General features: G+C 63.4%; 23 protein-coding genes and 1 pseudogene. 15 read left to right on the top strand and 9 right to left on the bottom strand.

Annotation, left to right across the window (positions count from 1 at the left end):
• Positions 1-64: 64 nt before the first annotated feature.
• Together K3177_RS03125 and K3177_RS03120 are read left to right on the top strand one after the other, a co-directional pair.
• On the top strand, positions 65-739 hold the full coding sequence (locus K3177_RS03125) for a hypothetical protein (RefSeq protein ID WP_247714202.1): 675 nt from the start codon (positions 65-67) through the stop codon (positions 737-739).
• Positions 732-2,084 (top strand): DNA-packaging protein, encoded by a 1,353-nt coding sequence (locus K3177_RS03120; RefSeq protein ID WP_221596965.1) that lies wholly within the window; start codon positions 732-734, stop codon positions 2,082-2,084. Before K3177_RS03125 ends, K3177_RS03120 begins: the two co-directional genes overlap by 8 nt.
• A gap of 135 nt (positions 2,085-2,219) precedes the next feature.
• On the opposite strand, the pseudogene K3177_RS03115 reads toward K3177_RS03120, so the two are convergent.
• Positions 2,220-2,521: pseudogene (locus K3177_RS03115) on the bottom strand (GIY-YIG nuclease family protein).
• Positions 2,522-2,556: 35 nt separating this feature from the next.
• Here K3177_RS03115 and K3177_RS03110 point away from each other — a divergent pair.
• The 8 genes from K3177_RS03110 to K3177_RS03075 all read left to right on the top strand — a co-directional run bounded on the left by K3177_RS03110 (position 2,557) and on the right by K3177_RS03075 (position 8,306).
• The gene (locus K3177_RS03110; RefSeq protein WP_221596963.1) at positions 2,557-2,910 is read left to right on the top strand and encodes a hypothetical protein; all 354 of its coding nucleotides are present in this window, start codon (positions 2,557-2,559) and stop codon (positions 2,908-2,910) included.
• Between the two features lie 103 nt (positions 2,911-3,013).
• Complete coding sequence (locus K3177_RS03105) at positions 3,014-4,183, top strand: phage portal protein (RefSeq protein ID WP_221596961.1); 1,170 nt, start codon at positions 3,014-3,016, stop codon at positions 4,181-4,183.
• Positions 4,180-4,488: a DUF6127 family protein gene (locus K3177_RS03100; protein ID WP_103022777.1), complete on the top strand. Its 309-nt coding sequence runs from the start codon at positions 4,180-4,182 to the stop codon at positions 4,486-4,488. The genes K3177_RS03105 and K3177_RS03100 overlap by 4 nt, the downstream gene beginning before the upstream one ends.
• A complete protein-coding gene (locus K3177_RS03095; RefSeq protein WP_345725345.1) occupies positions 4,485-5,015 on the top strand; it encodes an HK97 family phage prohead protease in 531 nt (176 codons plus the stop codon). Before K3177_RS03100 ends, K3177_RS03095 begins: the two co-directional genes overlap by 4 nt.
• A 238-nt stretch (positions 5,016-5,253) precedes the next feature.
• Positions 5,254-5,706: a phage major capsid protein gene (locus tag K3177_RS03090; protein ID WP_221596959.1), complete on the top strand. Its 453-nt coding sequence runs from the start codon at positions 5,254-5,256 to the stop codon at positions 5,704-5,706.
• Positions 5,707-5,955: 249 nt separating this feature from the next.
• Positions 5,956-6,414, top strand: a complete 459-nt coding sequence (locus K3177_RS03085; RefSeq protein ID WP_221596957.1) for a DUF2793 domain-containing protein — start codon at positions 5,956-5,958, stop codon at positions 6,412-6,414.
• Between the two features lie 192 nt (positions 6,415-6,606).
• On the top strand, positions 6,607-7,683 hold the full coding sequence (locus K3177_RS03080) for an OmpA family protein (RefSeq protein WP_221596955.1): 1,077 nt from the start codon (positions 6,607-6,609) through the stop codon (positions 7,681-7,683).
• 95 nt (positions 7,684-7,778) lie between these two features.
• Positions 7,779-8,306, top strand: a complete 528-nt coding sequence (locus K3177_RS03075; protein WP_221596953.1) for a superoxide dismutase family protein — start codon at positions 7,779-7,781, stop codon at positions 8,304-8,306.
• Here K3177_RS03075 and K3177_RS03070 read toward each other — a convergent pair.
• The 7 genes from K3177_RS03070 to K3177_RS15425 form a co-directional block, all read right to left on the bottom strand.
• Entirely contained in the window at positions 8,303-9,892 is a 1,590-nt protein-coding gene (locus tag K3177_RS03070; RefSeq protein WP_247714201.1) for an MFS transporter, read from the bottom strand. The genes K3177_RS03075 and K3177_RS03070 overlap by 4 nt on opposite strands.
• Positions 9,893-9,896: 4 nt before the next feature.
• Positions 9,897-10,613 (bottom strand): 7-cyano-7-deazaguanine synthase QueC, encoded by a 717-nt coding sequence (gene queC, locus K3177_RS03065; protein ID WP_221596951.1) that lies wholly within the window; start codon positions 10,611-10,613, stop codon positions 9,897-9,899.
• A 44-nt stretch (positions 10,614-10,657) separates the two neighbouring features.
• Positions 10,658-11,059, bottom strand: coding sequence for a hypothetical protein (locus tag K3177_RS03060; protein ID WP_196847373.1), 402 nt, complete (start codon positions 11,057-11,059; stop codon positions 10,658-10,660).
• Between the two features lie 92 nt (positions 11,060-11,151).
• The gene (hslO, locus tag K3177_RS03055) at positions 11,152-12,057 is read right to left on the bottom strand and encodes an Hsp33 family molecular chaperone HslO (protein WP_221596949.1); all 906 of its coding nucleotides are present in this window, start codon (positions 12,055-12,057) and stop codon (positions 11,152-11,154) included.
• 52 nt (positions 12,058-12,109) lie between these two features.
• The gene (gene argF, locus K3177_RS03050; RefSeq protein ID WP_221596947.1) at positions 12,110-13,039 is read right to left on the bottom strand and encodes an ornithine carbamoyltransferase; all 930 of its coding nucleotides are present in this window, start codon (positions 13,037-13,039) and stop codon (positions 12,110-12,112) included.
• Positions 13,040-13,046: 7 nt separating this feature from the next.
• A complete protein-coding gene (locus K3177_RS03045) occupies positions 13,047-14,234 on the bottom strand; it encodes an aspartate aminotransferase family protein (RefSeq protein WP_221596946.1) in 1,188 nt (395 codons plus the stop codon).
• A 144-nt stretch (positions 14,235-14,378) separates the two neighbouring features.
• On the bottom strand, positions 14,379-15,143 hold the full coding sequence (locus K3177_RS15425) for a cold-shock protein (RefSeq protein WP_221596944.1): 765 nt from the start codon (positions 15,141-15,143) through the stop codon (positions 14,379-14,381).
• Positions 15,144-15,389: 246 nt separating this feature from the next.
• Here K3177_RS15425 and K3177_RS03035 point away from each other — a divergent pair, with 246 nt between their 5' ends.
• Positions 15,390-16,190: a TerC family protein gene (locus K3177_RS03035; RefSeq protein ID WP_221596942.1), complete on the top strand. Its 801-nt coding sequence runs from the start codon at positions 15,390-15,392 to the stop codon at positions 16,188-16,190.
• 10 nt (positions 16,191-16,200) lie between these two features.
• Positions 16,201-16,641 (top strand): protein tyrosine phosphatase family protein, encoded by a 441-nt coding sequence (locus tag K3177_RS03030; RefSeq protein ID WP_221596940.1) that lies wholly within the window; start codon positions 16,201-16,203, stop codon positions 16,639-16,641.
• On the opposite strand, the gene K3177_RS03025 is transcribed toward K3177_RS03030, so the two are convergent.
• Positions 16,642-18,063 carry an amidohydrolase gene (locus K3177_RS03025; protein ID WP_196847366.1) on the bottom strand — a complete coding sequence of 474 codons (1,422 nt, stop codon included), beginning with the start codon at positions 18,061-18,063 and terminating at the stop codon, positions 16,642-16,644.
• Positions 18,064-18,123: 60 nt separating this feature from the next.
• On the opposite strand from K3177_RS03025, the gene K3177_RS03020 reads away from it, so the two are divergent.
• From K3177_RS03020 to K3177_RS03010, 3 genes are read left to right on the top strand one after another with little or no spacing between them, the layout of a single operon-like run.
• Positions 18,124-18,528, top strand: a complete 405-nt coding sequence (locus tag K3177_RS03020; RefSeq protein ID WP_247714200.1) for a hypothetical protein — start codon at positions 18,124-18,126, stop codon at positions 18,526-18,528.
• A 5-nt stretch (positions 18,529-18,533) separates the two neighbouring features.
• Positions 18,534-19,472 carry a sterol desaturase family protein gene (locus tag K3177_RS03015; protein WP_103022757.1) on the top strand — a complete coding sequence of 313 codons (939 nt, stop codon included), beginning with the start codon at positions 18,534-18,536 and terminating at the stop codon, positions 19,470-19,472.
• A gap of 24 nt (positions 19,473-19,496) precedes the next feature.
• Positions 19,497-21,083 carry a GMC family oxidoreductase gene (locus K3177_RS03010; RefSeq protein WP_221596937.1) on the top strand — a complete coding sequence of 529 codons (1,587 nt, stop codon included), beginning with the start codon at positions 19,497-19,499 and terminating at the stop codon, positions 21,081-21,083.
• The last annotated feature ends 79 nt before the right edge of the window (positions 21,084-21,162 follow it).

Here is a 21,162-nt window from a genome sequence, read left to right as displayed (position 1 = left end):
GGTCTTGAACCAACCGGGCCACCGCCCTTTGTCGTGCCCGCTATCGCCGCAGACGGAGGGACAGATGAGCAAGGCGATGGACAGTATGGAAGGCCCGGCGTGGGCGGCCCGTTTCCTCGAGGCGCTGAAGGACGGCAATGGTGTGCGCGCCGCAGCCCGCGAAGCCGGTGTAACGGGGTCCACCCCCTATGACAGGAGGCGCAAGAACCAGGCATTCCGCGAGGCATGGGATGCGATCCAGCCGGTCGACGGGCGGCAGGCAAAAGCGCGCACGGCCCGCCCGATCGCCCCGCGCGATGCACAGCGGATCGAGCAATTCCTGCACGAACTGGCGGAAACGTCGAATGTGGCGGCCGCCGCGGCAGTGGCGGGTCTTCCCGTAAACCGCATCTATCGCCTGCGCCGCACCGACCCGGACTTTGCCCGCCAGTGGTATGCCGCGCTGGCGGAAGGATACGACAATCTGGAAATGGAACTGCTGCATCACCTGCGCAGCGGGGAAACCCCCGGCGACGGCACGCCGCCGCGCAAATTCGACACCGCCATTGCCCTGCGCTGCCTGACCGCGCACCGCGAGAGCGTGGCACGGGAAAAGGGCCGCCGCACGCTGGCCGACGAGGTCGCCACCATCGCATCGATCAATGCCAAGATCGACGATATGCGCGCCCGCAGCAAGGCAGGCGATGCCGCGGTGCGCAAGGCACGCCGGGATGCGGCGAAGGCCCGCGGCAATGGCTAACCGGCGCAATCTGTCTCGCGGAGGGTGGCTGCGGCGCCCGGGCGATGAGGCCGATGGCGAACGCGAGGAGCTGGCCCGCCGGCTGAAGCCGCACGAGCTGGCCGCGCTGGGCAGCTATTACTGGGAAGGCTGGGCACGCGATGCGCAGCTGCCGCCGAGCGAGGCCTGGCGTACCTGGCTGATCTGCGCCGGACGCGGTTTCGGCAAGACGCGGGCGGGCGCCGAATGGGTGCGCGACGTGGCCCGGCACGACGGTTCGGCACGCATCGCGCTGGTGGGCGCCAATCTGGCGGAAATCCGCAATGTCATGGTGGAAGGCGACAGCGGCGTACTGGCGGCATCGCCGGGTGCGCTGGCCCCGGAGTTCGAGCCGAGCCTGCGCCGGTTGACGTGGGAGAACGGCGCGATCGCCTGGCTCTATTCCGCCGGGGAGCCGGAAACGCTGCGCGGGCCGCAGCATAGCCATGCCTGGTGCGACGAAATAGCCAAATGGGATAATTCAAGCGAGCGGGCCATGTCTGCCTGGAACAATCTGCAACTGACGATGCGGCTGGGGGACGGCCCGCGCGTGGTCGCCACCACCACCCCGCGCCAGACCGCGCTGATGCGCCGGATCATGGCGGATGCTAAGGCAGGCAGGGTCGCCGTGGCGCGCGGCGGCACGCTGGACAATCGGGAAGTACTGCCCGCCGATTACCTCGCCGCGATGGTCGAACAGTTCGAACAGAGCAATTTCGGGCGGCAGGAACTGGACGGGGAGATGATCGCCGCAGTCGAAGGCGCGCTGTGGAGCCGCGCACTGATCGAAGGATACCGGCACATGGACGCGGTACCGCAGGCCAGGCGCGTCATCGTGGCGGTCGACCCGCCGGCCAGTTCTTCCGGCGACGCCTGCGGGATCGTGGTGGCGATGCTGGGCGTGGACGGCATCGCCTATATAAGGGCCGACTGTTCCGTGACGAATGCGACACCCGAACGCTGGGCCCGCGCCGTGGCCGATGCGGCCCATGCCTGGCAGGCCGACCGCGTGGTGGCCGAAGCCAACCAGGGCGGGCAGATGGTCGCCAGCGTGCTGCGCGCGGCCGATATCGCACTGCCGGTCAAGCTGGTCCACGCCAGCCGCGGCAAGACGGCGCGCGCCGAGCCGATCGCCGCGCTGTATGAAGCGGGACGCGTGCGCCACACCGGCCTGTTCGCCGCGCTGGAAGACGAGATGTGCGGACTGGTGGCGGGCGGCGGTTACGAAGGGCCGGGACGTTCGCCGGACCGGGCCGATGCGCTGGTGTGGGCGCTGACGGAACTGATGCTGGTGAAGCGCGCCGCGCCGCGGGTGCGGTGGATTTAGGGTGGGTGAGAGCTGCGGGAGTTGGTCCTGCGGATATCACGGCGCCGCTGGATTCCCGCCTTCGCGGGAATGACGAGCTTGGAGATGGGCGGTTGAAATACGCGTTCCGTCATTCCCGCGAAGGCGGGAATCCAGTCAGCGCAGAGGTTCGAAGCCGAAGTCCAGTGCAAGATCGCGCCAAGTTGGATTGTCAGCCTCTATCAGACGCAGTTTCCATGCGCGGTTCCATTTCTTGATCCGTTTTTCGCGGACGATGGCATGTTCCATCGTTCCGGCCGGTTCGAACCACACCAAGGTCTTCACGCCGTATTTCGCCGTAAAGCCATCGGTCGTTCCCGCGCGATGCGCTGGACGAGATTGGAGGTCACACCGACATAAAGCATACCGTTTCGCCCCGATGCCATCATGTAAACCAAGGGAACGAATTCGCTCTGCATGCCAGCCGAGCTACTGGATTCCCGCCTTCGCGGGAATGACGATGTTTGCCCCGCCCTTACCCGCGTCCGCGGAGGGTGCGCAGGAGGGCTTTGAGGCCGGCGCCGAGGCGGCTTTCGTCTCTGGTGCGGTCTTCCTGGCGTTTGAGCTGGCGGGCCATGTGTTCGTGGCGGACCGCGCTTTCGCGCAGGCGGCGGGCGACGTCGGGATCGGTGTGTTCGGCGGCGAGGCGGCGGGCCTGCCGGGCGAGCTGGAGATAGTAGATTGCATCGCGCGGAGCGCCCGCGGCGCGGTCTTCCCCGCATTTGTCGGCGCGCACGAAAGCCAGGCCCGGACCGGGCTGGTGTGTGCCATCGAATCGAGATCGGTGCGCCATAGCCGTACCTTGTGACCCATTGCGGGGCCGCCCTCCATCGCGGACCCGTCACCGTACCAATTCCGCACAATTGTGCGCTGCGCTCGTGCTGCGCGGCCCCTGCATCCGGAGAACTACCATGAGCTTTCTCACCAGCCTCGTCTCCGCCTTCAAGGGCGGGGGCGGCGCCCGCGTGCCTGTATCGCGCGGGTTCGTTTCGCCCTGGTCGCACTGGGGCGCGACCGCTTTCGATGGCGGGCCGCCGGGACGCAGCCCCTTCGATTATGCCCGCGAGGTGGCCGAGGCCTATCTTGCCAACCCCGTGGCGCAGCGCGCCGTGCGGATCGTGGCGGAAGGGGTCGGCAGCGCGCCGATCGCTTGCGCGGACGAACAGCTGGCGGCGCTGATCCGCTGTTCCTGCGGCGCGCAGCCGCTGCTGGAGGTGCTGGCCGCGCAATTGAGCCTGCATGGCAATGCCTATGTTCAGATCGTGAAGGACGGGAGCGGCGTGCCGGTGGACCTGTTTCCCCTGCGGCCCGAGCGGGTGCAGGTGGTGGCGGGCGAGGAGGGGTGGCCGGCCGCCTACCGCTATATTCTGGCCGATCGGACGATCACCCTGCCGCTGGAGGACGAGGACGGGTGGCCCTGTGTCATCCATCTCAGGGGCTTTCACCCCACCGACGATCATTACGGCGCGGGATGCCTGGCCGCCGCCGCGCCCGCCGTGGCGATCCACAATGCAGCGAGCGAGTGGAACCGCGCGCTGCTGGCCAATGCCGCGCGGCCGAGCGGTGCGCTGGTTTACGACGCCGGCGATACGGGCGGGCTGACGGGCGAGCAGTTCGACCGGCTGAAGGCCGAGCTGCTGGCCGCCTATCAGGGCCACGGCAATGCCGGGCGGCCGATGCTGCTGGAAGGCGGGCTGGACTGGAAGGCGATGAGCCTGAGCCCTGCGGACATGGATTTCGCCACGCTGAAGGCGGCGGCGGCGCGCGACATTGCGCTGGCGTTTGGCGTGCCGCCCATGCTGCTCGGCCTGCCGGGCGACAATACCTATGCCAATTACCGCGAGGCCAACCGGGCGCTGTGGCGGCTGACCCTGTTGCCGCTGGCAGGCAAGATCCTGGCCGGTCTGCATAGCGGGCTGGCGGACTGGTTTGGCGAGGCGCCGAGTGTCGATCTCGACCGTGTGCCCGCGCTGGCGGAGGATCGCGAGCGGCTGTGGACGCAGGTGAGCGGGGCGAGTTTTCTGACCGATCTGGAAAAACGCGAGCTGTTGGGGCTGGCGACAATGGAGAGTGGCCGATGACGCGGGAAGACATGCTGGCGCGGCTGATTGCGCAGGCGGGCCACGAGGGCGGCGAACTGATCACCCTGCGCGCCATCGTCGAGGAAGCGAGCGAACTGGGCGCGAACCGCGTGCTCGACCGGCTGGGCCTGGGCGATCCGTCGGCGCAGGAGGACATCGACGAATTGCGCGAATTGCTGGGCGCCTGGCGCGATGCCAAGGCCAGCGCGTGGAAGGCGGCCGTGGACTGGCTGGTCAAGGGCGTGCTGGCGCTGCTGCTGGTCGGCATCGCCGTGCGGCTGGGCGTGGGGGACATGCTGTCGTGACCCCGGAACAGGTCCGGGGTGACATTCCGGAACAGGTCCGGGGTGACATTCCGGAACAGGTCCGGGGTGACAGGGCGGCACCGGTTCTGCGCATTGCCGGTTATGCGGCGCTGTTCGACCGGCCCGATGGCGCGCACGACACGATCCGGCCCGGGGCCTTCACGCGCACGCTGGCCGAACGCGAAGGGCGCTTTCCCCTATACTGGCAGCACCGGCCCGAGCGCCGCATCGGCTGGGTCGAGATGGCGGGCGAGGATGGGCGCGGGCTGCGGATCATTGCCAGCATCGACAATCCGGACGGGCGCGCGGCCGTGCTGTTGCGCCGGCGTGCGGTGAGCGGCCTGAGCTTCGGCTATCGTGCGCGGGCCTATCGCCACACGGCGCAAGGCCGCGAACTGGCCGAGATCGATCTGTTCGAGGTGAGCGTGGTGACGCATCCGCTGCAACACGGGGCGCGCGTGCATTTTTTATCTGCGCCCTCAAACGCCGGGCGCGAGCCGTCCGGCTCGCTTGGCTTCGCGGCATAAGCCGCGGCGGCCAGTCGGCCTTGCCTCGCCGGGACTCGGAACTTTCTCCATTTTGCCACCTCGCGATTGATCCGGGCCGGAGGAGGTCCGGCAAGCACGGAAGTGCACCTTTGGTGCGCTGCCAAAGGCCACCCGCACGTGCGGCCGCAGCGGGTGCAGCTGGCTGCACGTCCAGCGAGGACGATCCCGGATGCGGGTTCGAAACACCAAGAATTTACCCTGAGAAAAGGAACATCTGATGGACGTAAATACGCCTGACCAACCCACCGCTACCGCCACGCCCATCGACCCCGCCGAAGCGAGTTTCGACATCGTTGCACGACAGGAGAGCACCGAAGCCGCGGTGGCGGATCTGCGATCCGACCTCGACCGGGTGAAGGCGCGGATCGGGCGGGCGGCACGCCCTGCCCTTGGCACCGGCGACGAGGCGGCGCCCGAAGTGAAGGGCTTTGTCGATGGCTATCTGCGCCGCGGTGCGACGCAGGAAATCAAGTCGATCACGGCGGGCGTGCCGGGCGATGGCGGCTATGCCGTGCCGCGCCAGATCGATGCGGCGATCGCCCGTCAGCTGACCGAAATCAGCCCGATCCGCCTTGCCGGGCTTAAATATCACGAACAAAACGAAGTTAAAGAGCCCTTGCCCACATCCATCGCAGCCCTGCGGCACCCGTTCCGGCTGGTGCGACTGTAACTTTCGCGCCGCAACACTGGCACAGCAGGTCGGCATGTCTAGCGGCCCCGTTCTGACCTGCTGTGCAGCGGATGGCGGGACTGCGTTTGTGGCGACGCACTGCAGCAGGCGACATTCCGATCATAGCAGAGGCTCGATCCGGCCGTTTTACACGCTCGATTTCTGCGACTGATGATTGCGAGTGTTGTCACTACCGCGGCTGACGCTGCGCCCCATTTCTCCAGCAAGTATACCTGAAAGGAAGATGCCATGACCACGCCCGTTTCTTTCGATGCGACCACTCCCCGCCATGCGCTCGCCATGCTGGTTCCCGGCCAGGCGCAGAAAGAATTATCCGTCAACGAGACCTTCGCGCAAATCGATGCGCTGCTGCATCCCGCCGTGGAGGGTGAGGCGACAACACCGCCACAAGATCCCGTCGCGGGCGAATGCTGGATCGTGGCGCAAAAAGCCGGCGGCGCATGGCAGGGGTATGAGGGAGAGCTCGCCTGCTGGGATGGCACCCAATGGACACTCTGCACGCCGATCGACGGTATGCAGGTATTCGATCGATCGGAAAGTAGCCGGATCGTTTATGCAGGCGGATGGAACCGGGTCGAGCGGCCGTCGCCTCCCTCGGGAGGGGCAGTCGTCGATGTCGAGGCGCGGGCTGCGATCGAGGCAATTATCGACATCTTTGCAACACTATCGATCTTTCCACGAGACTGATGGGAACCCGATCCGCGCATCGCCGTTCGGCACAATACGGAAGGGGTCCAAATTCCCGGAACTCATTCTTACAATAAGGGAAAGCGGCAATATTGTCACAGTTCCCACCTATTGTTTACTTGCCACCTAGGGGCCTGAAAGATAGATATGTTCCACTCGGTGGCTCCAATTTCGCAAAAAGGGGAAATTATAATGCGCAAACTCGTCATAGGAATGGCGATGGCCTCTACGGCCTTTGCATCGCCAGCCCTGGCAAAAGATGATAGCTGGTACGTTGAACTCAACGCCGGTGGTATGATCGTCGAAGATATTGACAACCTTTCGGGTTCGAACGAAGTCGGCACGCTCAACACCGACATCGGTTACGACGTCGGCGGCATCGTCGGTTATGACTTCGGTCCGTTCCGTCTGGAAGCTGAAGCCAGCTTCCGTCGTTCGGAAGAAGACAGCTACACCGATAACTTCGTTTCGCTCGACGACCCGCAGGTCGGCGGCGGTGCTGAAGCTCTGAGCTTCATGATCAACGGCTTGGTCGACTTTGGCCCCGATGATGGCCTGCAGGGCTTCGTCGGCGGTGGCGCCGGTGTTGGCCGCGTCAAGGTTGGCGTTCTCACCCCGTTCCCGTCGATCGACATCGTCGACAGCGACACGGGCTTCGCATGGCAGGCACTCGCCGGCGTGCGCGCACCGATCAACGACAACGTCGACATCGGTCTGAAGTATCGCTTCTACAACCAGTTCGGCAACGACCTGGTGGCATTCGACGGCCGCGACGCACGCGTCGGTTTCCGTTCGCACTCGCTGATGGCAACGCTGGCTTACAACTTCGGCGAACCGGCAGCTCCGCCGCCGCCGCCGCCGCCGCCGCCGCCGCCGCCTCCCCCGCCGCCTCCGCCCCCGCCGCCGCCGGCGCCGGTCTGCGAGACGGGTCCGTACATCGTCTTCTTCAACTGGGACAAGTCGGACATCACTCCGGAAGCAGCGACCATCCTCGACAACGCCGTGTCGGCTTACGCAGACTGCGGTACGGCAGCAATCATGCTCGCCGGCTACACCGACCGTTCGGGTTCGGCGACCTACAACATGGGTCTCGCAGAACGTCGTAACGCTTCGGTCCGTGGTTACCTGACCTCGCGCGGTGTGCCTGATGGCCGCATCACCAGCGAAGCGTTCGGTGAAGCCAACCCGCGCGTCCCGACTGCTGACGGTGTCCGCGAGCTGCAGAACCGCCGCGTCGAAATCACTTACGGTCCGGGTTCGGGCATGTAAGCGACTGGCATTAGCCAAATTCGAGAAGGGCCCGGAGCAATCCGGGCCCTTTTTCGTTGCATGGTAAGATCCCTGTTCGAACCGAGAGGACTTCCATGAATAAACTGTTCCTGCTGCCGCCCATCACAGCCATCGCCCTTGCCGGTTGCACGACGATGGACGACCTTCCCACTGAACGTGTTGGAGAGACGACACTGCTGTTCGCCAACGGTACGCCTGCAGGAACCGTTCAACTGCTGAGCAGCGGCCAGACCGTGACGGTCGCCGTCGCTGCCGTGGGCATGTCACCCGGTGAACATGGCTTTCACCTTCACACCACCGGCAAATGCACGGCGCCCGATTTCACGAGCGCAGGCGGCCATCTCAACCCCGGCAATAACACGCACGGGTCAATGTCCCCCGGCGGTCAGCATCTTGGCGATATGCCCAATCTGACAATTGCAGCGAACGGCACCGGACGCGCCGAAGTGCAACTTGAAGGTAACGCCACTGATGTTCTGGCTGACATCTTCGATGCCGATGGTACTGCCGTTGTCATCCATGAAGGACCCGATGACTACCGCACCGACCCAGCGGGCGACGCGGGATCGCGGATAGCCTGCGGCGTTATGAAAAGGGCCTAAACCTCTTCGCCAGCGTCACGTGCACGTTCGACCACGGTGGCTGCAGCCTGAGGGACAAGCTTCAGCGCAGCCACCAGCAGGATGAACCCGAATGGCGCGGCGACAAAGGTGGATAGCACCCCTAGAGAAAGATCGTCTCCATTGGTGGCCGATACATAGCCAGCCATGAAGGGGCCGAGGCCTAGGCCGATTAGCGTCGTCGCAAGGAAGAACGTCGCTGTGGCAAGGCCGCGCATGCGCGGAAGCACGAGAGCCTGGCTTGAGGCGGCCGCAGCGCCGAGCGCGGAAGCGCTGAGCAATTGCGCAAGAAAAGCGCCCACGTAGAAGACAGCCACATCCGATGTCGTGTATGCAACCCACATGGCTGGCAGGGGCATCACGAGCCCGAACAAGATCACCCAAACGCGTCCTTCGGGGCGCCGTTCCAGGAGATAGTCCGCCATGCGTCCGCCAAGGATGACCCCGAGAAATCCGGCAACGGCCCCAGGGGCCCCGAGAAACCAGCCCAATTCCGTCTTGTCGGCCCCAAGTGCCCGTTCAGCATAAGGCGCGCCCCAATAGGACGCCGCATAGGCCATGAAGGCGACCGTGCCGTATCCCAGAATTACGCAGAGAAATGCCGGTGAACCCCAGGTCAGGCGATAGGTGGGAAGGTCGCGCGCGCGCAGCCCCATCGTCCAGCTGAATACAGCATAATACCCCACGCCGAGGAACAGCCACTGCTCGAAGACGCCGGTCCAAAGCCACAGGGCCCAAGCCACCGCCGCAAAAAAGGCAGCGCCGCATAAATTGACGACCAGCGCACCGGTCCCGCGTGCCGCCGCCCCGAATACGGTGAATGGCGGGATGACCTGAAAAAGTTCACGTACGAAGCCGCGAAAGGGTTCGGGATCTTCCGGAGTCGGGAGGCCATCAATCGCGCCGCGGACCGGCTCTCGCAAGGTCAGAACCCATAGTGCCAGCACCAGACCGGGAATGCCGACCGCGAGAAACGCGGCCTGCCATCCGACCAGGCCAAGCGGACCGCCGCCCGGATAGGCTGCATTCCAGTTTTCGACGATCAGCCCGCCGATGAGAAGCGAAATGCCTCCGCCGATGTAAAGGCCCGAGGAATATATCGCCAGGGCAGTCGCGCGCAGGCGAGCGGGAAACCAGTCGGAAATCAGCGAATAGGCCGACGGGCTGGCTGTCGCTTCGCCCACCCCGACACCGATACGCGCCACGGTGAGCGTGGTCGCATTTTTCGCAAATCCGGACAGCGCCGTCATGGTGGACCACAGCGCAAGGCCCAAGCTCATCAGGCGCACGCGTTTCCAGCTATCGGCCAGCTTGCCTAGCGGGATGCCGAACAGGGCGTAGAATACCGCAAACGCCGTGCCATACAGAAAGCCGAGATAATCATCCTCGACCCCGAGATCGGCCTTGATATCGTTGGCAAGGATCGAAAGGATCTGCCGGTCGATGAAGTTCAGAACATAGATGAGAACGAGGACGCCCAGGGCATACCAGCTATAGGCAGGTACCTTGTCCGGGGCGCTGCCTGCCGCCTCTCCCTTGATCGGGGCGGCGTCCTTTAGTTCTGTCAAATCCTCACTCCGTCAAAGCCGGTGCATCCCTCGAATAGGTGGTGGTATCGGCTAGTCCCGCTTCGGCAAAGCCTTTTCGGCGCAGCCGGCACGAATCGCATGCGCCGCATGCCTCGCCCTCTGCCGTCGGATCGTAGCACGACCAGCTCCATGAAGGATCGAGACCGAGCCGATCGCATTCCCGTGCAATATCCGCTTTCGACATATGCTGGAGCGGCGCATGGATCGTAAACGGCCGACCCGCGACACCCTGCTTCGTGCCGAGCCGGGCCGTTTCGGCAAAGCTGGCAATGAATTCGGGCCGGCAATCCGGGTAACCCGAATAATCGAGCGCATTGACGCCGATGAATATGTTGCGAGAGTTCGACGTTTCGGCGAACGCCGTCGTCAGTGCCAGGAAGACGAGATTGCGCGCCGGCACATAGGTGACGGGTATATCCTCCCCCTCGCCGATACCGCCCTTGGGTACATCGATGTCGTCAGTCAGAGCCGATCCGCCGAATTGCCGCAGATCCAGCGGCAATTCGACGTGACGTTTCACGCCAAGCTTTTCTGCAATCGAGCGCGCCGATTGCAGTTCGCGGATGTGCCGCTGACCGTAATCGATCGTCAGCGCGTGCACCGCCATCCCGCGTTCTCGCGCGATTGCAGCGGTGACCATGGAATCGAGCCCGCCGGAAAGCAGGACCACGGCGGGGCCGGATGTGTCTGTTTCATTCATAGGGCTCCGCTATGCGCGAAGCAGGAGACCTGCAAGTGGGCCGCTCAGTTACATCTGCCCGTCTGTCGCGCTTCGGCCGTGAACTGGAACGGCTTTCCGTCGGCAATTCCCTGGCTATCGATCTGCACCAGGCTTGGCGATTCCTTACGGATATGTGTGCGGCCATAACCATTGCCGCGGCACGTATACTGTACCGTCACATTACGATCTGCATCTTCAACCACGAAGCGGTTGCAATTGCCGCCGCTGTGGCGAAGCCGGATGAATTCGCGCCCCGAGCGGATGCAGACCTTGCGCATGCTGTTATCGTCGCGGAAACGGACTTCCCATCCGCCGCGATCCAGCGTGTCGAGCATGGCAAGCGATGCCTGCGCCAGTGCAGGCGATGCCAGCCCCGCAAACGGGACCAGTAAAGCAGCCATCAGGACAGCCCGGGTACGAGCCATATCATTCCACCTTTCGTCAGACGACGCGTGTTGTCTCTGATCTTTCGTACATCAAGATAGCGATGAACCGTTGTATAGCAACGACACGCCGATCAAATTTCGATGCCGAACTGTTTCGAACAGAATGCACAGTCTACGAGGACGATCCCGTTTTCATCGCGCATCTCGGCGCGCTGGTCTTCGGGAAAGCGCTCCAGAACATCCTTGTAATGTTCGACCGAGCACCTGCATCCACGACCGATGGCGGCCCCGGGTTGAACGAGAACTTGATCTTCTTCGTGGAACAACCGCCAGGCGATCGCTTCAAGCGAAAGTTCGGGATCGAGCAGTTCTTCGTGCCGTAGCGATCCAGCGAGAATTGCAACATGTTCCCATTCGGGATGATCCAGCTTGGCATGAAGCCGCTCGCGCCCTTCTTCGCCCTCGGGGAGATGCTGCACGAGCAGTCCTGCCGCCTTTACCCCGGCGCCATCTGAGCGCACGGCGCATCTGATCAGCGTCGGCACCTGTTCTGATTGGTAGAAATAGCGCTCGCACGCTTCCGCAAGACTATCGCCTTCGAGGGGAACGATACCCTGATATCGCCCCTGCCCCCCGACGAGATCGAAGGTTATGGCAAGATATCCTTTGCCGAATAGCGCGAAAAGCGAAGGGTTGGCACCGAGTTCCGCAAGTTTACCCTCGTCGAACTCGACATAGCCTCGCAGTTCGCCGCCTTTGTAATCGCAGACCAGCAGGCTTACGGCGCCCGCTTCGGTCTGGGCCTGCATCGTAACTTGCGACCCGTCATCCTTCACCAGCCCGCCGATCAGCACGGCTAGCACAAGCGCTTCGGCGAGAAGATGAGTAACGGGCGCCGGATAGTCATGCGCGGCAAGGATGTCGTCGAGCACATCATCGAGCCGCACCAGACGGCCCCGCGCGTGGCGCGAAGGGATCGTGAAGGCCAGCAGACGACCAGTGTAGGTTTCTTCGTTTTTGGAGGAGGTAGCGTTCATGCCCGCCATATGGGGCGGGCTGTGGAAAATGGTAGGGTTCGGAAAATTCGCGTCAGATACGGTCGAAACACCAGAGGAGGACCGACTTTTGCGCGTGAATGCGATTTTCGGCCTCGTCGAAAACGACGGATTGCTCGCCCTCGAATACCTCTTCACTCACTTCTTCGCCGACGTGGGCCGGCAGGCAATGCAGGAATTTCGCATCGGGCTTGGCCGCCCCCATCAGGCTTTGCGAAACCTGAAACGGCGCCATCGCCGCCAGCTTGTTGTGGACGTGCTCCTGCCCCATGGAAATCCACGTATCCGTGACCACGATATCGGCCCCGGCTACCGCTTCTTGAGCATCCTGCGTCAATGTTACCGTGGCACCGCCGCTGCGCGCCATTTCGACGAATTCGGTTTCCGGCTCATACCCCTGCGGAATGCCGACGCGGACGTTGAACTTCATCAGTCCCGCAGCTTCGAGAATGGAGTGAAGCACATTGTTGCCGTCGCCCAGCCAGGCCAATTCCAACCCGGGCAATGCCTTGCCATGTTCGACCACGGTCAGGAGATCGGCGACGATCTGGCACGGGTGCGAGCGGTCCGTCAGGCCGTTGATCACCGGAACGGTCGCATGGCGCGCCATTTCCAGAGCCTTTGCGTGATCGTCTGTCCGGATCATGATCGCATCGACCATCCGGCTGAGCACGCGCGCCGTGTCGGCGATGCTTTCACCCCGGCCCAGCTGGCTCGTACCGGAATCCAGGATAAGCGCCGATCCGCCCAGTTGGCGCATGGCGATATCGAAACTCACCCGCGTACGGGTGGAGCTCTTCTCAAAGATCATCCCCAGCACATGGCCGGCAAGCGGCGCATCGGCATCGGGCCTGCCCTTGGCCCAGCCCAATCGCGCCGCCTTGCGGTCCTGCGCATCGTTGATCATGGCGGCAATCGCGTCCCCGCCTGCATCGGAAAGATCGAGGAAGTACCGCATTGCCATAACCTTATCAGCCTGCCGGATCGTAACTTGCGGCACCAGCCGAAAGTTTGTCGAAGAATTCGTCGAATTCGGCATCACCGGCTACCAGCGGCGGAAGAACGCGCAGCGTGTTGTCGCCTGCGGCCACCGTCAGAAGCTGGTGATTGTCGCGCAGGTGCACGAAGAACGGACGGCTCTCGACCTTCATCTTGAGCCCCAGCATCAGCCCCTTGCCGCGAACCAGTTCGAACAGGTCGGGATAGTTGCCAATGAACTGCTCAAGGCGCGAACGCAGCCGTTCGCCCTTCTCGGTGACTTCGGCGAGGAATTCATCATTCGCTACAGCGTCCATCACCGCGGTACCTGCGGCCATGGCGAGCGGATTACCGCCATAGGTCGATCCGTGCGTGCCGAAACCCATGCCCCGAGCGGCCTTTTCGGTCGCAAGGCAGGCCCCAAGTGGGAACCCGCCGCCGATACCCTTGGCGGTCGCCATGATATCCGGCTCTATCCCGTAGTGCTCGTAAGCGTACAGCTTGCCGGTGCGCGCCACGCCGCACTGAACCTCGTCGAAGATGAGCATCAGATCGTTGTCATCGGCGAGCGCGCGCAGGCCGCGCATGAATTCATCGCTGGCAGGGCGGATACCGCCTTCGCCCTGGATCGGTTCGACGAGGAAGCCGGCCGTCTTGTCGCTCATCAGCGACTTGGCATGTTCGAGATTGTCGAACTCGGCATACTGGAAGCCTGCGAGCAGGGGCATGAAACCCTTATGCATCTTTTCCTGATTGGACGCGCTGATGGTCGCCATGGTGCGGCCATGGAAAGCATTCGTGAAAGTGATCAGTTCTGTACGATTGCCATCGCCATCTTCATGCTGATGGTAGGCACGTGCCGTCTTGATCGCGGCCTCGACCGCTTCGGCGCCGGAATTGGTGAAAAAGACCGTGTCGGCAAACGTCTTGTCGACCAGACGCTGGGCCAGCGCCTCGCCCTGCGGGCTGCCGTAAAGGTTGGAGACGTGCATCAGCGTCTCTGCCTGCTGCTGGATTGCGCCGATCAGGCCCGCATGGCTGTGACCGAGCAGATTGACCGCAATGCCGCTGGCGAAATCGAGGTAACGCGTGCCGTCTTCGTCGATCAGATGGCAATGCTCACCCTTGACCGGGCGAACGCCGCAGCGGGGATAGACGGGCATCAGCGGTGAAATCGACATAGGGCCTCCTGCTGCGCCTCTTGGCGGGCGCGTTTCAACTTCAAAGACAAATGGCGGTCCCTTGAGGAACCGCCATCTGCGTGTTTGCCAGCGATCTATTGCGTCGCGCCTTGCGGGTCAAACCCCCAAGACGGTCTGCTCTTCTCAGTCCTGTGCAGGGACGAGGTTGACCGCCGAATATTTGCCGCGTCGGTCGACTTCGAGATCGAATTCGAACCGTTCGCCTTCGTTGATGCCGGCGAGGCCCGAACGTTCGACTGCGCTGATGTGAACAAACGCATCCGGCTGGCCATCGTCACGGGTCAGGAAGCCGAAGCCCTTCATCGAATTGAAGAACTTGACCGTGCCCGTTGCCTTTTCGCCAGTCAGTTCGCGCCGGGGTGCCGCCTCGCGTTCACCGCCACGCTCGCCGCGATCTCCGCCGCGCGACTGCACGGGGATGACGTCGCCAACGACCTGAAGATCCTGTGCGGAAACCTTCCCGCCGCGATCCACGAGGTTGAACTCCAGTTCCTGCCCTTCGGCCAGGCCTTCGAGCCCTGCACGTTCGACTGCGCTGATGTGCACGAACACATCTTCGCCGCCGCTATCTTGCTGGATGAAGCCAAAACCCTTCTGGCCGTTGAAGAATTTCACCGTACCCTTGCCGGTGCCGACGACCTGTGCCGGCATGCGGTTGAAGCCGCCGCCGCCGCCACGATCGCCACCGCCGCCGCGATTGCCGCCACCGAAACCGCCACCGCGGTTCCCGCCGCCAAAGCCGCCGCGATCACCGCCGCCGAACCGATCGCCCTGGAACGCCTCATGCGGAGTGAAATCGCCCGGGGGGCCACCGAAACTATCGAAATTGTCTTCCCCGAAACCGTCGCGTTTGTCCTTTCCGCGGCGGCGTCCTCTGTCGTAACCCATAACTCGAACAATACCTTGTCGTGCAGCCGCAAATCAGAAGCTACCGATACGAGGACTGCATGCCGTATCGACGCGGGCGGGCACGTAACCCTCCCTTTATGGGGCCATCATAGCGCGAAAGATCGTCAGGTGCGAATGATTTACGTGCAACAGTGAGCAAACCCTACAATTGTGACATTTTCGCATAGGAGATATTGCGCAAAACACATCTTGAACGAAGCGAAGGGCGCAGGCAGAGGCGGCTCGATGGAATTTTTGACCCTTCTTTCGGACCCGTCAGCATGGCTGGCGCTCCTCACCCTGATTGCGCTCGAGGTCGTGCTGGGCGTCGACAACCTGATCTTCATCGCGATCCTTTCGAACAAGTTGCCCGAGCACCAGCAGCAGCGCGCTCGCCGGATCGGGCTGACACTTGCGCTCGTCATGCGGATCGGCCTGCTGATGCTCATCGGCTGGCTCGTCACATTGCAGACGCCGATCTTCGATCTCGGGCTGGTCGGTGCGCCGAACGAATACGGCAAGCCGAGTTTCGAAACCGCCTTTACCGGGCGCGACCTTATCCTGCTGGTGGGCGGGCTTTTCCTGTTGTGGAAGGCGACCAAGGAAATCCATCACGCGATGGAACCGGAAGACAATTCGGGCGAGCTGCTGGACAAGACCCCCGGCGCGGGCGACGCGGCCAAGGCGACGTTCGGCACCGTCATCGCGCAGATCGTCGCTATCGATATCGTATTCTCGGTCGATTCGATCCTCACGGCCGTCGGCATGACGGACCAGATTCCGATCATGGTCACCGCGGTCGTCATCACGGTCGGCATAATGCTGGTGGCAGCCGACCCGCTGGCCAAATTCATCGAGAAGAACCCGACGCTGGTCATGCTCGCCCTTGCATTCCTGGTCATGATCGGGCTCGTGCTGATCGCCGATGGCTTCGGCTTCCATGTGCCCAAGGGTTATATCTATGCCGCCATGGGCTTTTCGGTCGGAGTCGAAATTCTCAACATCGTTCAGCGCAAGCGCCGGGCGGCGAAATCAAATCCTGTCTAGGAACCCCTTCATGAGCGAATTCCGCAAACTGTCCGACAGCTTCTATGCCAGCCCCCAGGTAACGCCGCAGGAAATCTCCGAAGCGGCAGCGATGGGCATCACGCTGGTGGTGAACAATCGTCCCGACGGCGAAGCGCCGGACCAGCCCGAGGGCGCGACTATCGAGGCGGCAACCCGTGCGGCCGGGATGGATTACCTCGCCATCCCGATCGGTAGCGCCGGCTTCAGCGAACCGCAGGTCGAGCAGTTGCAGGATGCACTTGCCGCTGCGAGCGGGCCGGTGCTCGGCTTTTGCCGTTCGGGCACACGCTCGACCCTGCTCTGGTCGCTCGCACGCGCACGCACGGGCGAGGACCCGGAAGAAATCAGCGAAGCTGCAGCCTCGGCTGGTTACGACGTCAGCCCGGTTCGCCCGGCCATGGACATGTTCGCCGCCCGCGCCCGCAGCTGATCATTTGCGATAATCGAGCGGCGGGGCGCGATCGCCGAGCAGCGATTCGTAGACGTAATCCTCGCCGCGTGCCGCGATGAATTCCGCCTTGGCGGTCTCACGCAATTGCGGGTTGGTATAAAGTTCGACCGCAGCGAGCATCATCGCCTTCGCCGCATGCTGGGTGCCTTTGGCACCATAGCTGTGGCCGCTTGCGGCGACTGCCTGCCAGCTATGCGCCGCCGTTCCCGGAACCCAGGTGGCGGTGCGCACGCTGACGGTCGGCACGGCCCGGCTGACATCGCCGACGTCGGTCGATCCGTATCCCGTAAGTACCGCGTAATCTTCGATCTGCGCCGCTTCCGCCAGCTCTGGCGCGTCGTCGCCCAGGCTTTCGCGAATCGTGGCGGCCCAGGCCAATTCATCTGCAGTGTATTTGAGCGGCTCGAGCTGACGCAGCTTGGCATCCATCATTTTCTGCAGCGATTCGACCGGGAGCGTTGGGTTGTTGCCGTGGATGATCTCCCAGTCCACTTCGGTCCCCGTCCCCATCGCGGCACCCTTGGCCGCCGCTTCCAGGCGTGGCCACAAGGCCCGCACTTCGTCCGCATCGGAGTGGCGCACGTAATAGAACACTTCGGCGAAATCGGGGACGACGTTGGGCGCCTTGCCGCCATCGGTAATGACATAGTGGATGCGCGTATCCATCGACGTGTGTTCGCGCATCATATTGACCATCATGTTCATCGCCTCGACCCCGTCGAGTGCGCTTCGCCCACGCTCCGGTGCACCGGCAGCATGGGCCGAAACACCGCGGAACCGGAACTTGCCCGACCGGTTGGCGAGGCTCATCCGCGATGCGGCGGAATTGCGGTCCGCCGGATGCCAGTCGATCACGAAATCGGCATCGTCGAACAGGCCGGCCCGCGCCATATAGACCTTGCCCGATCCACCTTCTTCGGCAGGCGTCCCATACAGGCGTACGCGTCCCGGTGTGCCGGTCGCCTCCAGCCAGTTGCGGATAGCGATTGCCGCGCTGAGAGAGCCGGCGCCGAACAGATTGTGCCCGCAGGCATGGCCGGCATGCTTGTCCGCAACCGGATCACGCGTCGGCTCGGCGGACTGGGTGATTCCGGGCAGGGCGTCGAATTCCGCCAGCAGCCCGATGACAGGACCGCCTTCGCCCCATTCCGCGATAAAGGCGGTCGGAATGTCGGCAACGCCCGGCCGGATCGTGAATCCTTCCTTCTGCAGTTCGTCGACCAGCAACCCGCTGGAGCGCGTTTCGAGATAACCCAGTTCCGCAAATTGCCATATCTGCTGGGCCACGCGCTCGGTGCGCTCTGCCTCCGCTTCCACCTGCGCGATGGGGTCGGCGGTTTGCGCGCATACGGGCGCTGCGATGAGCGCCGCGCCGGCAGCGAGGATGGCGATCGGTTTCATGTCTTTCTCCCTGTTGCGGCCTGCTTGCCGCAAAGCGCGGCGCGTGCCAACGTCTGCCGCATGGAATTGCCACCGGCCCTGCTCCAGTTCCTCGGATCCCTGGCGGCGATCTTCGCGCTGGCCGGCATGGCCGTGTGGCTGAAACTGGGCCCCGCCCCCCGCCTCGCCGATGAAACGGAAGCCCGGATTGCTGCCGAAGAGGCCGTCAGCGGTTTCGAACCGGTGGCGATCGGGCTGGATCGCGATGGCCGCGGCGCATTGCTGCGCGACGCTGCCGGGCGCGTACTGCTCCTGCGCCCGCATGGCGTGCATTTCGCGGGCCGGATCCTGTCGGGCGCCGCCAGTGTTCGGCGCGATGGCGACATGCTCGTCATCGACACTGCGGAAAGGCGTTACGGCGCGGCGCGGTTGGCGCTCGATGACGCTTCCGCTTGGGTCGAGACAATAGAAGCGGTAAAGAGCTGATCGCCATGCCCGATTTCTCGCCTACCGAACTGGCAGTTCCCGGCTTCATCGCTCTCGTGCTGATGGAGATGGTCTGGGCCTGGCGCAAACGCCCCGACGCCTATGAACCAAGGGATACGCTCACCAGCCTTGCCTTCGGTCTCGGCAGTACGGTCGCTGGCCTGCTGTCCGGCGGGGTGTTTCTCGCGCTGTTCATCTGGCTTTGGCAGTTTCGCCTGTTCGATGTGCCGTGGACCTGGTGGGCCTTTGTCCTGTGCTTCGTGCTCGACGACCTGAAATATTACTGGGTACACCGTTTCGGCCACCGCGTCCGCTGGTTCTGGGCGAGCCATGTGAACCACCACTCGAGCCAGCACTACAATCTCTCAACCGCACTGCGGCAGACGTGGACCGGCTTCCTCACGCTAGGCTTCGCCTTCGCGCTCCCGCTGGTCCTTCTCGGCTTTCATCCCGTCATGATAGCCATCTGCGGCGGGTTCAACCTGATCTACCAGTTCTGGATTCACACCGAAGCGATCGATCGCATGCCACGCTGGTTCGAAGCAGTGATGAACACGCCCAGCCATCACCGCGTCCACCATGCGACCAATCCGCGCTATCTCGATCGCAACTATGCCGGCGTCTTCATCGTCTGGGACAAGATGTTCGGCACCTTCGAGCCGGAGGTGAAGGGCGAAAAGATCCGGTACGGCATCGTCAAACAACTCGGCAGCTTCAACCTGGTCTGGGCGGTGTTCCATGAATGGGTGGGCATTGCGCAGGATATGTGGCGAGCGCCGTGGAAGCACAAATTGTCCTATCTCTTGCGCGAACCCGGCTGGACCCATGACGCAAGCCGCGAAACGTCCGACCAGATAAGGGCGCGCTGGCTGGAACGGCAGGGCATGCAGGAAAATTCCGTTTCATCGGAAAACCCGATTGCGGGCGAGGCGGAGCCTGCCTAACCTCTCCGGTGGAGAGGAGTACCCATGGACGAATTCGATGTCATCGTGATTGGCGGCGGCAGCGGCGGGAGCGCCGTTGCGGGGCGGTTGGCGCAAGCCGGCAAGAACGTCTGCCTGCTGGAGGCAGGAGGCCGGAACAACGGCATGCTGGTCAAGACGCCCGGCTTCATGCCCTTCCTGCGCGACGCGCAGAATTACCGGTTCGAAACCGTTCCGCAGAAGGGCCTGAACGGACGGGTCGGCTACCAGCCGCGCGGGCGGGGCCTGGGCGGATCCTCGGCGATCAATGCCATGATCTATATCCGCGGCAATCGCTGGGATTACGACAATTGGGCCGCGCTCGGCTGCCGCGGCTGGGCTTATGACGACGTGCTCCCCTATTTCAAACAGGCCGAACACAATGTGCGCGGCGCTGATGAATTTCACGGCGCCTCGGGCCCCTTGTGGGTGAGCGACCAGAAATGGGCCAATCCGGGCAGCCTTGCCTTTGTCGAGGCAGCGGCCGAACTGCAATTGCCCCGCAACGCCGATTTCAACGATGACCGGCAGGAAGGTTTCGGCCTTTATCAGGTCACCCAGAAGGACGGGGAACGCTGGTCGGCCGCGCGAGCCTATGTGGAGCCGTTAAGGGGCTCGCGGAATCTGGACGTCCGCATCGGCGTCAGCGTGCAGAAGCTTGATATCGAGGAAGGTCGTGTCACCGGCGTGACCTATACGGTCGGCGACAGGCAGCGACAGGTGAAGGCCCGCGGCGCCGTGGTGCTGTCGGCTGGCGCCTTCAATTCGCCGCAGATCTTGATGCTTTCCGGGATCGGGCCCGCCGCCCATCTGAAAGATCACGGCATCGACGTGGTGATCGACAAGCCGGCCGTGGGCAGCGACCTGCAGGATCATGTCGACTACGTCTCCAGCTGGCAGACCGAAAGCCGGGACTTCATCGGTGACAGTCTGGCCGGCACCATCCGCATGGCCAAGGCCATTCTCGAACATCGGCGCAAGCGGACGGGCATCATGACCACGCCCTATGCCGAGGCAGGTGGTTTCTGGAAGGTCATGCCCGATGCCCCAGCCCCGGACGTGCAGTGGCACTTCGTCCCTGCCATGCTGGAAGACCATGGCCGAACCAAGGTGAAGGGGCACGGCTTCTCGCTGCACGCCTGTGTGCTGCGTCCCGAAAGTCGCGGGACCGTTCGCCTTGCCGGGCGAGATGCGCAGCACGCTCCGCTGATCGATCCCAATTTCCTCGACGATGATCGCGACATGGCCATTCTGCGCGAAGGTGTGCGGCTGTCCCATCGGATCGTCGCTTCGCCCAGCATGGCGCAATACGCGCCGCAGGACCGCTACCCCATCGATCTCGACGATGATGCGCAGCTCGACGATCTCATCCGCAATCGTGCCGATACGGTCTATCACCCGGTCGGCACCTGCCGGATGGGGCCGGATGAAGATGCCGTGGTCGATCCGACCCTGAAGGCTCGCGGGGTGGATGGGCTTTATGTGGCCGATGCCAGCGTCATGCCGCGGCTGGTCAGTGGAAACACGAATGCGCCCAGCATCATGATCGGGGAACGCTGCGCCGAATTTGTGAAGACAGCCCTCGCCGCTTAGGACGCCACCGCCCTCCTCTATCGGAAAGCCCGGCAGATACGAAAAAAGGGGCCGGAGACTAATCTCCGGCCCGGTAAAG

The sequence above is a fragment of the Qipengyuania pacifica genome (assembly GCF_019711555.1).
In the GTDB taxonomy this organism is placed as follows: domain Bacteria; phylum Pseudomonadota; class Alphaproteobacteria; order Sphingomonadales; family Sphingomonadaceae; genus Qipengyuania; species Qipengyuania pacifica.
Note: the sequence above shows the minus strand (reverse complement) of the source record. Positions and strands in the feature narration are given on the sequence as shown.